The 13,856-nt window shown below is 47.6% G+C and carries 10 protein-coding genes; 9 read left to right on the top strand and 1 reads right to left on the bottom strand.

Annotated features, from left to right (window positions below; all coding sequences use genetic code 11):
• Positions 1-32 precede the first annotated feature (32 nt).
• From PCO85_17550 to cybB, 5 genes are all read left to right on the top strand, one after another.
• Entirely contained in the window at positions 33-1,529 is a 1,497-nt protein-coding gene (locus PCO85_17550) for a TolC family protein (protein ID WJV52979.1), read from the top strand.
• Positions 1,530-1,722: 193 nt separating this feature from the next.
• Positions 1,723-2,490, top strand: a complete 768-nt coding sequence (locus tag PCO85_17545; GenBank protein ID WJV56126.1) for an efflux RND transporter periplasmic adaptor subunit — start codon at positions 1,723-1,725, stop codon at positions 2,488-2,490.
• A complete protein-coding gene (locus PCO85_17540; GenBank protein WJV52978.1) occupies positions 2,487-3,806 on the top strand; it encodes a biotin/lipoyl-binding protein in 1,320 nt (439 codons plus the stop codon). Before PCO85_17545 ends, PCO85_17540 begins: the two co-directional genes overlap by 4 nt.
• A complete protein-coding gene (locus tag PCO85_17535) occupies positions 3,803-5,908 on the top strand; it encodes an HlyD family efflux transporter periplasmic adaptor subunit (protein WJV52977.1) in 2,106 nt (701 codons plus the stop codon). Before PCO85_17540 ends, PCO85_17535 begins: the two co-directional genes overlap by 4 nt.
• 505 nt (positions 5,909-6,413) lie before the next feature.
• On the top strand, positions 6,414-6,947 hold the full coding sequence (gene cybB, locus PCO85_17530) for a cytochrome b561 (GenBank protein ID WJV52976.1): 534 nt from the start codon (positions 6,414-6,416) through the stop codon (positions 6,945-6,947).
• 61 nt (positions 6,948-7,008) lie between these two features.
• Here the strand turns inward: cybB and PCO85_17525 are convergent, their stop codons facing one another.
• Positions 7,009-7,497, bottom strand: coding sequence for an SRPBCC family protein (locus tag PCO85_17525; GenBank protein ID WJV56125.1), 489 nt, complete (start codon positions 7,495-7,497; stop codon positions 7,009-7,011).
• Positions 7,498-8,866: 1,369 nt separating this feature from the next.
• Between PCO85_17525 and pncC the strand changes: the two genes are divergently transcribed.
• The 4 genes from pncC (at position 8,867) to alaS (ending at position 13,844) form a co-directional block, all read left to right on the top strand.
• Positions 8,867-9,361: a nicotinamide-nucleotide amidase gene (gene pncC / locus PCO85_17520; protein WJV52975.1), complete on the top strand. Its 495-nt coding sequence runs from the start codon at positions 8,867-8,869 to the stop codon at positions 9,359-9,361.
• Between the two features lie 105 nt (positions 9,362-9,466).
• Entirely contained in the window at positions 9,467-10,543 is a 1,077-nt protein-coding gene (gene recA, locus PCO85_17515) for a recombinase RecA (GenBank protein WJV52974.1), read from the top strand.
• Positions 10,544-10,591: 48 nt separating this feature from the next.
• Positions 10,592-11,077 (top strand): recombination regulator RecX, encoded by a 486-nt coding sequence (gene recX, locus PCO85_17510; protein WJV52973.1) that lies wholly within the window; start codon positions 10,592-10,594, stop codon positions 11,075-11,077.
• A 139-nt stretch (positions 11,078-11,216) separates the two neighbouring features.
• The gene (alaS, locus tag PCO85_17505; GenBank protein WJV52972.1) at positions 11,217-13,844 is read left to right on the top strand and encodes an alanine--tRNA ligase; all 2,628 of its coding nucleotides are present in this window, start codon (positions 11,217-11,219) and stop codon (positions 13,842-13,844) included.
• Positions 13,845-13,856: the final 12 nt, after the last annotated feature.

The following is a 13,856-nucleotide window of genomic DNA, read 5'->3' as shown; positions in this document are numbered from 1 at the left end:
AATAAAAAATGGCGAGGGTAAGGAATTTCAATATGAATAAATGCCCGAAAATTCTCAGTATCAGCGTTGTGGCGCTCGTTATCAGTGGTTGTACCGTGTCCACGAAGCCGATTAATAAAACGGAAAGCCTGCGGCGAGCAAACGCTGACCTCAGCATAATGTTTAGCCATCAGGAGCCGGTAACCGGACCGATCACATTGCACGACGCGATGGCCAGAGCGCTTAAATATAATCTTGAAGCCAGAGTTAAGGTGATGGAGCATGCGTTGTCTCAAAATCAGCTCGATCTGGCGAGTTTTGATATGTTACCCAGACTGGCAGCAGAGGCCGGGTATGTGACACGCAGTAACGTCAGTGCATCCAGTAGTCGTAGTGTTGAAACCGGAAGCCAGTCTCTGGAACCTTCTACATCTCAGGATAAAACCCGTCGTGTCGCCGATTTGACCATGGTCTGGAATGTTCTCGATTTTGGCGTCAGTTATGTCACGGCGCAACAACACTCCGATCAGCGCTGGATTGCCGATGAACGCCGACGCAAAGTAGTACACACCATTGTACAGGACGTGCAATCCGCCTACTGGCGCGCTGTGGCGGCGGAACGGTTGCTCAGTCGGATTGACGCGCTAATCGATCGTGTGAACATGGCGCGAGAAAATAGCCAGAAAATGACCACTCAGAAAGTCGGTGATCTGGTGGAAGCCTATACTTATCAGCGTGCATTACTGGATGCTACCCGGCAGTTGGAAGAACAGCGCCGGGCGTTGTCACTGGCCAAGACCGAGCTGGCGACCTTGATGAATTTACCATTAGGCACTCAGTATGTGCTGGCGTTACCGGATGAAAATCAGATGCCGGAACCGGCATTGCATGTTGACTTCAACCGGTTGGAAAAAGCCGCACTGGTTAACCGTCCGGAACTGCGCGAGCAGGATTATCAAGTGCGAATCAGCGCGGCAGAAACGCGTAAAACACTGTTACGCATGCTGCCGGGACTGGAAATGTCCGTCGGTGGAAATTACGACAGCAACTCGTTTTTGGTCAATCAAAGTTGGGCGGATGCCGGGATAAAAGTCACCTGGAATCTGTTTAATCTGTTTTCTGGCCCGACGGCGCATCGGGTAGCGAAAGCTGGGGAAGCCGTGGCAGAGGCTCGTCGTCAGGCGATGTCGATGGCGGTGATGGCGCAATTGTATGTAGCCCGTGCCAACTTTAGCGAAGCACAGCGGCAATACCGTACTGGGCGGGAACTACAAAAACTGGATTCGAAAATTCTGGAACAACTGCGTAATCGTTATAAGGCAGGCAGCATTGGTGAATTGCAGTTAATTCAGGGCGAACTGAATGCAGTGAATACCTCCTTACGAAATGATCTGGCTTACGCGGAACTACGTAATGCTTATAGCCAGATTTTTGTGACGGTGGGACTCGATCCGCTAGCCAACAGTAAAGGGCTAAACGATATCGCGTCCGTGAGCCGGTCGCTGGATAAAACAGAGAAGAACTGGGCAGCAGGCAATATTGCCATGTAATACGACAGTATCAACATGGCATTGCCGATGGCTCTCTACGATGATTTTTCGCGAGGCTAGTGGGTTTAGCAGTGAGTCAGGGATGACAATCAACACAGTGAAATAATCACTCTGATTTACCCCACCTTGCGCGTTGTATTAGGCTGGTAATGTGGACAATAGACTGACATCTTGGGTAAACACGCTTTATTCGCTGGTGTTTGCCGGTTTTTTTACTATCTCACCGAATCTTTTCGCTGCTCAAACGGACGACGCTTTACTTCAGGAGCCTTCTGTGCCTGCTGTTTCCGCTTCCACGGTCAGAGAAGCCCGGGGGGTACTGCGCGCTATCGATCAAGCAACACTTTCCAGTGAACTGAATGCTAAAGTAGTGGAAATGCCATTCCGTGATGGTGAATCGTTTCATAAAGGTGCTTTGCTGGTGCGTTTTGATTGTTCGGCATATCAGGCTCAACTGGCAGCAGCGAAGGCGGCGGCACGTGCCGCCCAGCAGGAACTGAGCCAAAACCGGCAACTGGCGGAAATGAAATCGGTGGGGCGGAATGCTGTTGCGTTATCGGAAGCTCATCTGGCGCAGGCGGTTGCAGAAAGCCAGGTTTATCAGATTCAGACCAGCCGTTGTCTCATCACCGCGCCTTTTGATGGACAGATTGTCTCCCGCAAGGTTCAGGTATCCGAGTATGTTGGGCAGGGGACGCCATTGCTGGAGATTGTGGACAACCGTCATCTGGAAATACATTTGCTGGTGCCATCACGCTGGTTGATATCACTTAAGCCGAAACAGACCTTTACGTTTACCCCGGATGAAACCGGTGATCCGCTAGCGGCTGAAATCGTACGTATCGGTGCGCGTATCGATGAAAGCAGTCAGACTCTGAATTTGATAGGCCGGGTGATAAAACCGGATAGTCGTTTACTGGCTGGAATGAGTGGCAGCGCCCGCTTTACGGAGTCACAGTGAGTGAACCGCATTGCTCTCGTTCTGAACAGGTGTTTGCCCGGTTTATTCATCTTGAACATTTGGCCCGAGCCGCCAAAACCCCTGAAACATTGGCTTATACGATGGTCAATGATAGCCAGGGGCTGTTTGGCTTTCGTCATGTCGCGTTGGTTATCAGTGGCCGGGTTCGCGCGGTAACCGGGGTTTCGGTACCTGATCCTCATGCGCCATTCATTGCGTTTATCGAGCGGGCTTGCAGACAATTGGTCGTGAGACAGAAGGCCGCACAGGCCACCACGATCGATGCCGCTTGGCTGGATCAACAGTCGCAGCATGACTGGCAAACATTATCTGCTCAAGAGGCGTTATGGGTGCCCTTAAAGGATGGTCGTGGCCAACTGATAGGTGGACTGTGGTATGCACGAGACCAGCCATGGCAAGATGCTGAGCGTTTGTTGGCGGAACAATTGGCAGACGCATACAGCCATGCCTGGCTAGCGTTGGAACCTCGTAAAGTCTGGCGGCCTGGCCTACCACGGGTAAAAGTTCTAGCCGGAGTCGTGGTATTGGCCCTGGTGATGATGATCCCGGTACGACAATCGGTGTTGGCACCAGCGGAAGTGGTGCCTTTAGAAGGACAGGTTATCGCGGCACCGCTGGATGGCGTCATTGCCGCGTTTATGGTGAAACCGAATCAGTCGGTAAAACAGAATGATGTGTTGGTCCGCTTTGATAATACCACGCTGAAAGCGCAGGCGGATGTGGCTGCGAGAGCGTTGGGTGTGGCAGAAGCCGAGTTACGTACCCATTCTCAGCGAGCCTTTCAGGATGTTGACTCCAAATCCAAACTTGACTTGCTTTCCGCACAGGTAGAGCAGAAGCGTGCTGAGTTGGCGTATGCGAAGGATCTTTTACAACGCAGTGAGATCCACGCGGAACGCGATGGCATTGCCGTTTTTGCCGATGCTGATCGTTGGGCGGGTAAACCAGTCAGAACCGGTGAGCGACTGATGGAATTGGCCAATCCCCAGCAGGCAGAATTGAAGATAGAGTTGGATGTCGGGGATGCGATCCATTTCCCGCCATCGGCGGAGGTGGCTCTTTTTCTAAGCAGTGATCCGTTACAACGCCATGCCGCTAGCCTGGAACGCATAGCCTATGAAGCGGCACCAACGGCTTATGGCACACTGGCATATCGTCTGGATGCCCGTTTCATCGGTGCGCCGCCCCGTATTGGTTTGCGTGGAACGGCAAAAGTATATGGTGAGCATGTGCCATTGGGTGTGTATCTGTTTCGCCGACCATTAGCGGCAGTGCGTAAAACGTTGGGAATATGATGGCAGTTTTACCGGCGTTACGTGAAGATTTACAGCTCTCTGCCGCGGCTCCGGCATTGGATGGCTCGCCTCAGTGGACGCTGGCGGATACGCTGGCCGGTCACTATTTCAAGTTGAACGCGACAGCGATCCGTCTACTACGCTATTGGTCATTGCAAGAGCCGGAGAGAGTGCTGGCGGCGGCCAACCAGGAACCCGGTATACCGGTTACTGATGTGGAATTGCAAAACTTGCTGCGGTTCCTGCGCGCCCATGATCTGGTGTCTGCCTGTGATAACGAGCAGCGGGCCAGTTACGCCCTTAAAGCGGCGATGCGGCGTCAGAGCCTGCTAAAACAGGTATTACATCAATATTTGTTTTTCCGTGTTCCTTTATGGCGTCCAGAACCCTTTCTTAACCGCACATGGCCCTGGTTACAACGGAATGGTTATATCTGGCTGCGCTTTGTTTTACCGCTGATATTGCTGAGCGGGTTATTCCTGGTGGGTCGGGATTGGGCGCGTTATCGCAGCTCGTTTCCTCACTTGTTTAGTATATCGGGGATGATGGCGTTCGGCGGGGCACTGGTTTTTGCCAAATTCATTCATGAACTGGGTCACGCCTATATGGCGAAAAAAACGGGGTGTCGGGTACAAAGTATGGGGGCGGCATTTATTGTCATGTTTCCGATGTTTTATACCGATGTCAGCGACGCCTGGCGTTTGAGCGACAATCGTTCACGTTTATTGATTGGCGCAGGCGGTATCCTGGCGGAACTGATGCTGGCTTCTGTCGCGTTGCTGGCTTGGTCTTTTCTTCCGGAAGGGCCGCTGCACACGGCGGCGTTTCTGCTTTCCAGCGCAACCTGGATTACTACGTTGATCGTGAATCTCAATCCTCTGATGCGTTTTGATGGCTATTTCATACTCAGCGATTTTTGGCAGGTTGATAACTTGCAAGGGCGCGCTTATGCGCTTTGTCGTTGGCATTTGCGGGAAATCCTGTTTGGGTATGGTGACGCTCCTCCGGAACGTTGGTCACCCCGAATGAATTTTCGTCTGTTGTTGTGGGGATATGCCTCCTGGGTTTGGCGTTTCTTTCTGTTTTTCGGTATTGCGTTGACGGTATATCACTACTTTTTCAAGGTGTTAGGTATCTGCCTGATGTTGGTAGAGATGGGATGGTTCATCGGTTTGCCGGTGATGAGAGAAATGATGCAGTGGTGGCAACAGCGCCATCGCAGTAATCCGCGTCGGGCATTGGGGGCTGGTTTAGGTGCGGTGTTGCTACTACTTGTCCTGTTTGTCCCCTGGCGCAGCAGTGTGGAAATACCCGCAATACTGGAATCGGCACGGGTCAGTACATTATATGCGCCTGTGCCGGCACAGATAATCCGTTTGCATGTCGTCAATGGTGAGATAGTGAAAGCAGGGCAGGTGCTGGCAGAGTTAGCATCACCTGATCTGAATTCCCGGTTGACTATCGTGCGTCAGCGTATTGCCATTTTACAGTTGCAGATGCGGCGCCAGGCGGCACGGCGCGATACCGTAGGTGAAACATGGATACTGGAGCAAGAACTGGCAGAATCGCTGGCGCAATATCGTGGGCTGGCTGCGCAGTTAGCTCGCTTGCAAATCCGTGCCCCACAATCCGGACAGGTGAGAGATATTGCAACCGATCTGACCCCTGGCCGCTGGGTTCCTTCTGAATTACCTTTACTGCGAGTCATGGATCCGAAGGCAAGTCGGGTACGAGGCTATCTGCGCGAAGATAACCTGCATCGTATTGTGAATGGTGAAATCGGGCAATTCATTGCGGATGATCCTGCCTGGCCGGCAGTATCGGTGCAACTGACGTCGATTGATCCGACTGGCGTCCCTTTTTTGCAACTGGAACCGCTGACCTCTGATCATGGCGGCCCGATAGCTGTACGCCGGGACTATCAGAAAAAACCCGTACCGATACAGGCCTGGTATGGAGTGGATATTAATGTCACATCCCCAATGGTTTTGCCCGCTCAGCCGTTACGGGGAGTGGTGGTGCTCAGTGGCAAATCGGAGTCGTTGTTTTCCGGTATCTGGCGACGACTGGCAGCATTAGGTGTGAGAGAAAGCGGGTTTTAAACGACAACTCATGACACGGCGATGATGTGTCATACCACTCTATTGGGCACAAACTGGTGAGATCCCCGAATGTGGACATCGTGATGGATTTTAGTTGAGAATATTGCTGGTCTGACGATCAGCATGTTTACTGACAGTCGAAAATAGTATTCAGTTTTATGTATTATTGCCATTCTGTAATAGAGGATGTTTTTTTACTTAAAAATACATTCCTCCTCTATTTTCTCCCTATTTTTTTCACCATGTAGTTAGGTATTGATTCATTTTACATCATGCCAATTAACCTTACTCTCAGATGACAGTTCTATACACTCAAGCTGTTAGTATTTTTCCAATCCTTGTTGATGTTATGTGTATACCCTGTCAGAGAGAGTAGTTTTTTCCCGCCTTGTGCGGGATTTTTTTTGCCAGAATAACCGGTCTGTAATGTGAAAAAACTAATATTACCTTAAGCTTGTAAGGATAAACTTGTTACATCCTTATTATCCTATAGAGAAGGAATTCCATGAAAGAGAAATACCATTCTTCACAAATCGCATTACATTGGCTAGTTTTGTTGTTGGTGATTGTGACCTATGCATCGATGGAGTTGCGAGACTTTGCTCCCCGGGGCGGTAGTGCGCGTGCATTGATGAGCTCCATACATTACAGCTGTGGTGTATCGGTTTGGGTTTTGATGATCGGGCGAGTGTTACTGCGTTTTATTCATCCTACGCCTGAAATTACACCGAAGCCGGAACGTATTATCTCCATTGCTTCTCATGCAGTACACGGTCTTTTATATCTGATATTCCTTGCTCTACCCGTCTTTGGTATTATGACGATGTATTTCCGTGGCATCGACTGGACAATCTTTGGTGTCTCAATGCCAATCGCCGCAGTACCCAACTATGATTTGAAAGAAACGATGGAAGGCATTCATGAAGTGATTGCCAATGCGGGCTATTTTGTGATTGGCCTTCATGCGGCAGCTTCACTGTATCATCACTATATAGTCCGTGATAATACGTTGCTGCGTATGATGCCTGGTAAAAAATAGTCCACTGATTCCAAATTATGATGGTTTAAACAGCTACCGGATCAAATCTCCGGTAGCTGTTTTATTGATGGTCGGTGTCTGGGGCGGGAAGTATTTCTCCTGTTTCCGCCAGAGTTTTAAACCGTTGCAACGTATTGCTCAGCATCTCTTTGGGCAGGAGTTGAAACACCTGGCTGATTTTCCTGCCTAAAAAACCTCCCGGTGGATCAAATCGGATCATTAATGTTACCGCTGTTCCATTCACTTGCGGTGCGGGACTGAATGACAACCGCCCTTCATTGGGTATGCGCGCGCCTTGCAGTGAGCGCCAGTAGATAAATTCTCCCGGTTGTTCGTCAACGATGCGCGCCTGCCACTCAATGTATTGCCCGAATGGCGCTTTCATTCGCCAGCGAGAGTCTGTTGCATTCAGAATATCGATTTGAGCAACATGACTCATTAATATCGGTAGCGTTTCCGGTTTCCTCCACAGATCGAACAGGATGTCTGCCGGGCGTTCGATGACAATTGAACTGCTGATGTGATCAGTATCGTGCTCGATTGTTCTCATGTGGCGTAAAAATAGTGATGGCACGTAAGATTCTCCCTTAACGAATGCTCAGTCCGACGATGAGCATTATCTAGCTGAATAGCATAGTAACAATGAGGTATGTCAATACATTGCCAGCCCCACTCATCATTATCCAGTATCATAGTAAGGGTTGTAAGCATTTTGTGTATCCGACACATAATGATTCAGTGAATTAGCTTGGTACGTCATCCTATGGAGTATGGGATAACTTCGGAAAGTATCGATGTAAATCAACCGGATGCTACGCTCATCATCGTTCAGGCTGCAGGTACGTTGTCTGCCCTTGGTTACTCTTTATTAAGATGTGTTCGTTGTCTCTTACAATACCCGATTAGCTAATTAACCTTAGACTCTGGTGTTATTGAATAAAAATGCGACTTTTCTGAAGATAGACTTATTTTCTCATAGCATAGAGAGGTTTTTTATGAGCATTTCTCTGTGTAATTTATTATTACCCGAGTGATTGTTTTTAATGATATTACTTCTGGTTTAAAAGGTACGATAAATAGTGTTTTTTTGTCTCTTTGATATCCGTTTTGTTTATTACTAAGGCTATCTTAAGGTTGGTGATGTATATTTTTTACAGGCAGAAGATAAATGTCTCGCCAGTAACACCAGGGGATTATTTCCTATAATAAGAAACATGGCCCACCAATAGGTGGGCTTTTTTATTGGTCTTAGTTAGTGGATTTATTATAGCGGTGATAATCACACTGGTCATTATTTTTATTAAACTGATATTAATAATGAAAAGTGAGTTTTTTATCAAGCAGCGGAACATTACCTACTAATACCAACTGATTGTCGTTTCGATAAAACAAGAGATCGGTCTGGTTTCGTGATATGTTTTGAAATCTATGGGGTGTACATATGTGTATGTTTTTGATAAGTAATCAACAGTGTTACTATTGTAAAATGTTTCTCGCTGGAGCTAATGTGGTTTTAAATAAGTCCAAAAAATAAAGTATAAAAACAGCAAAAGATAGTCAGTATCGCACCATTAGTGAGTTTTATATAATAAACTTTAACCTGTTTACCGGAGGAGGGGGAACACTTTTCATTCGACCAACAATATCATTTATTCATGCTGTTGAAATAACTAACATAAACAATTTATTAATGTAATTCAGTATTATAACAGAAATTTGTTGCCCATGATCTGACCCCCACCCTGACTTTCACTTTATATATATTATGCATACATGACGTATATTTTTCTTTTTCCCGTACACTAAACACAGCCTTTCACCCCAGTTTGCAAAGCTCATCGCATACCTTGCAGCAAGGCGTCTTTTCAGATGAAAAGTGCTACCCTGACTGGCGGGCTGTTAATTACTATGGTGTGGTTATGACAGAGAAAGAGGTGCTGCAGTTAAGTCGGCTGGTTGGGAGCCGACTTAAGGATAATGGGGCTAAGGTGACTTGCGTCGAATCCTGTACGGGTGGATGGCTAGCCAAAGCTATCACCGATGTTGCAGGGAGTTCTGCCTGGTTCGATTACGGTTTCGTCACTTACAGCAATCAGGCTAAGCACGAAATGGTTGATGTAAATGAAGAAACATTAGCGCGGTTTGGTGCAGTCAGCCAGGAAGTCGTACAGGAAATGGCCATTGGCGCTTTGCTTAGAGCCAATGCCCACTATGCCGTTTCCATTAGTGGTATTGCTGGGCCCGACGGGGGAACAGAAGAAAAGCCAGTAGGAACAGTCTGGTTTGGATTTACCGATAATCAGGGGAAAACCCTTGCCCGAAAAGTTCTGTTTGAGGGCGACAGAGGTGACGTTCGACTTCAATCTGTCTATTACGCCTTACAAATCTTGTTGGAAGAGTTTCTGCAAAAATAACCTTGATGCTGTATGGGTATACAGTATAATATCAACCATCAGTTCGGTGAACCATGATTAAGCAACAGTGTAAAAGCAGCCTTACGCTGCATGACAGGAGTAGAAATGGCTATTGATGAGAACAAACAAAAGGCATTGGCTGCGGCAATGAGCCAAATCGAAAAACAATTCGGTAAAGGTTCTATCATGCGATTGGGTGAAGATCGCTCAATGGATGTTGAAACCATCTCTACGGGCTCGCTGTCTCTGGATATCGCACTGGGTGCCGGTGGTTTGCCGATGGGCCGTATCGTGGAAATCTATGGGCCAGAGTCTTCCGGTAAAACCACGTTGACACTTCAGGTAATTGCCTCTGCTCAACGTGAAGGTAAAACCTGTGCATTTATCGATGCAGAGCATGCACTGGATCCGATCTATGCGAAAAAATTGGGTGTGGACATTGATAACCTACTATGTTCTCAGCCTGATACCGGGGAGCAAGCGCTGGAAATCTGTGATGCTTTGACCCGCTCTGGTGCCGTTGACGTTATCATCGTGGACTCCGTTGCTGCATTGACGCCAAAAGCTGAGATTGAAGGTGAAATCGGTGATTCCCATATGGGGTTGGCCGCCAGAATGATGAGCCAGGCAATGCGTAAGTTGGCTGGTAACCTTAAACAAGCCAATACGTTACTGATTTTCATCAACCAGATCCGTATGAAAATTGGTGTGATGTTTGGTAACCCAGAAACCACTACTGGGGGGAATGCCCTCAAATTCTACGCTTCTGTGCGCCTTGACATTCGCCGTATCGGTTCCATCAAGGACGGTGAAGAGGTTGTCGGTAGCGAAACTCGAGTAAAAGTGGTTAAAAACAAGGTGGCAGCACCGTTTAAACAAGCTGAATTCCAGATTCTCTACGGAGAAGGAATTAATATTTACGGCGAACTTGTCGATCTGGGTGTGAAGCATAAACTGATTGAGAAAGCGGGTGCCTGGTATAGTTACAATGGCGATAAGATCGGTCAGGGTAAAGCAAATGCCGGCAATTTCCTGAAGGAAAAACCGGCCATCGCATCTGAGCTGGATAAAAAACTGCGTGATATGTTGTTACATAAAAGTAGTGACTTAACGTCATCTGAATCCGCTGGTGATGTTGAACTTGACAAAGTGATCGCTGGCGAAACTAGTGAAGATTTTTAATGTTGATGATGTCAGTAACGCGCTATCGAACAGTAGTAGGATGACGGGATGTGCAGGCTATTACGTTATGCGATGAATGTGCTCTCGGTGCGTGACCATAGCGAAGCAGAAATACGCCGCAAACTAGCGGCATATTTCTGTTCAGTAACTATTGAAGAAAGTCAGTCTTCCAGTAAAGAGCAGGAGATAGAGCAGGAGATAGAGCAGGTTATCACCTATTGCAAGGAGCATGATTGGTTAGATGATACCCGTTTCGCTCGACGTTATATTGCCAGTCGCAGTCGTAAAGGTTATGGCTCACAACGTATCCGCAGTGAACTCAGTCAAAAAGGCATCGATAGATATACACAAACTTTGGTATTTCAGGATTGTGATATCAATTGGTGTCAATTAGCTCAGGATATCGCCAAACGCAAATTTGGATCTCTCTTGTCAACGGAATGGAAAGAAAAAGCTAAAATCCAGCGTTATTTGCTCTATCGGGGCTTCTTGCATGAAGAAATTCAATCTATTTACATGAATTTTTCCGATTGAACGCACACGGTATTTTACTTCCCTCTTAAGAAAATTTATCTTATTCCCACTTTTCCTGTTCGTGTTTGGCATTGTTGCGTCGTTATGCCGCATTCATTTTGCCCACGACTGTTTTTTTTAGCTTGATTTCAGGATAATTATGAGCAAGAACACCGCTGAGATCCGTCAGGCGTTTCTCGACTTTTTTCATAGCAAAGGACACCAGGTTGTTTCCAGTAGTTCTCTGGTGCCGAGTAACGATCCGACATTGTTATTCACCAATGCGGGGATGAACCAGTTCAAGGACGTATTCTTGGGACTGGATAAGCGCAGCTATTCACGTGCCACTACCTCTCAGCGTTGTGTTCGTGCCGGTGGAAAGCACAACGATCTTGAAAATGTAGGTTATACCGCCCGTCATCATACTTTCTTTGAAATGCTGGGTAATTTTAGCTTCGGTGATTATTTTAAGCACGATGCTATCAGCTATGCCTGGGAACTACTGACCAGTGAGCAGTGGTTCAATTTGCCTAAAGAAAAACTGTGGGTAACGGTATACGCAACTGACGATGAGGCCTATGACATATGGGCCAATGAAGTGGGCATTCCCAGTGAACGTATTATCCGTATCGGTGATAATAAAGGGGCTCCGTATGCCTCAGATAATTTCTGGCAAATGGGAGATACGGGGCCTTGTGGTCCCTGCACTGAAATTTTTTATGATCATGGTGACCATATTTGGGGTGGGCCTCCGGGAAGTCCGGAAGAAGATGGTGATCGTTATATTGAAATCTGGAACCTGGTTTTCATGCAGTTCAACCGTCAGGCTGACGGCACGTTATTACCGTTGCCAAAACCGTCAGTTGATACTGGTATGGGATTAGAGCGTATTTCCGCTGTGTTACAGGATGTTAACTCCAACTATGACATTGACCTGTTCAAAACGCTGATCGACGCCGTTGCGAAGGTCATTGGCACTCAAGATTTGACTAACAAATCATTGCGCGTAATTGCTGATCATATCCGTTCCTGTGCATTTCTGATCGCAGATGGCGTGATGCCGTCTAATGAAAATCGTGGTTATGTACTGCGTCGCATCATCCGGCGCGCTGTCCGTCATGGTAATATGCTGGGTGCTGAAGAAACGTTCTTCTATAAATTGGTAGCGCCGCTGATTGATGTTATGGGGCCAGCGGCGGAAGCGCTGAAATGTCAGCAAAACGTAGTTGAGCAGGCGTTGAAAAGTGAAGAAGAACAGTTTGCTCGTACACTGGAACGCGGTTTGTCACTGTTGGATGAGGAAATTAAAAACCTGCGAAGTGATACGTTGGACGGGGAAACTGCATTCCGCTTGTACGATACCTACGGATTCCCGCTGGATCTGACAGCCGATGTATGCCGTGAGCGTAATCTGAAGGTAGATGAAGCCGGTTTTGATCGAGCTATGGAAGCCCAGCGTCAGCGTGCTCGTGAGGCAAGTGGTTTTGACGTCGATTATAACACCCTGGTTCGTGTGGATACGGTTACACCGTTCTGTGGTTATCAACATACCGAGCTGCAATCCAACATTATTGCGTTGTATCGTGAAGGTGAATCCGTTGACGTGATTCATGCTGGTGATGACGCCGTTGTCATTTTGAATGAAACGCCTTTCTATGGCGAGTCGGGTGGACAAGTGGGCGATCAGGGAGAGCTACAAACCAAAACAGCCCGTTTCATGGTGCAGGATACCCAGAAATATGGTCAGGCAATTGGCCATATTGGTAAGTTGACTATAGGTTCGCTACAGGTAAGTGATAGTGTTGATGCGTTGGTAGACAGTGCTCGTCGTAGCCGCATTCGTCTGAACCATTCGGCAACACATTTACTGCATGCCGCATTGCGCCAAGTTCTGGGGGATCATGTTGCGCAGAAAGGATCCTTGGTGAATGACAGCTACCTGCGTTTTGATTTCTCTCATCAGGAAGCAATGAAACCTGAACAAGTGCGTCAGGTCGAGGATATCGTTAATGCTCAGATTCGCCGTAATCTACCGGTTGAAACTGAAGTGATGGCATTGTCGGCGGCGAGAGAAAAAGGGGCAATGGCGCTCTTTGGCGAAAAATATGAAGATCATGTTCGCGTTTTAACCATGGGTGATTTTTCTATTGAGCTCTGCGGTGGTATACATGCCAGCCGTACTGGTGACATTGGTTTATTCCAGATTGAATCTGAATCCGGTACTGCCGCGGGTATCCGCCGTATTGAGGTTGTAACGGGAGACAATGCGATAGCTGCATTGCATCGTCAGAACGATCTTGTGGAAGATGTGATTCATCTTGTAAAAGGTGACAGCAATAATCTGGTTGAAAAAGTACGTTCTGTCCTTGAGCGCACTCGTGTGCTGGAAAAAGAATTACAACAGCTGAAAGCACAACAGGCGGCTCAGGAAAGTTCTTCTCTTTCCAGTAAAGCAAAAGATATCAACGGAGTAAAACTGTTGGTAGCCCAGTTGGACAATGTTGAGCCACAAATGCTTCGCACGATGGTTGATGATCTGAAAAACCAGTTGGGATCAGCGGTGATAGTGCTGGCAACGGCTTCGGATGGTAAGGTAAGTCTTATCTCTGGGGTAACCAAAACGTTGACTGACAGAGTTAAGGCTGGCGAACTCATCGGATTCGTAGCGAACCAGATTGGTGGCAAAGGCGGCGGTCGTCCGGATATGGCTCAGGCGGGCGGCAGTGATGTCAAGGCGTTACCATCTGCGCTAGCCAGCATTGAAGGCTGGGTGGCTAATAAGTTATAAGTATTATTATAC

The organism is Prodigiosinella aquatilis (assembly GCA_030388725.1).
GTDB classification, from domain to species: domain Bacteria; phylum Pseudomonadota; class Gammaproteobacteria; order Enterobacterales; family Enterobacteriaceae; genus Prodigiosinella; species Prodigiosinella aquatilis.
Note: the sequence above shows the minus strand (reverse complement) of the source record. Positions and strands in the feature narration are given on the sequence as shown.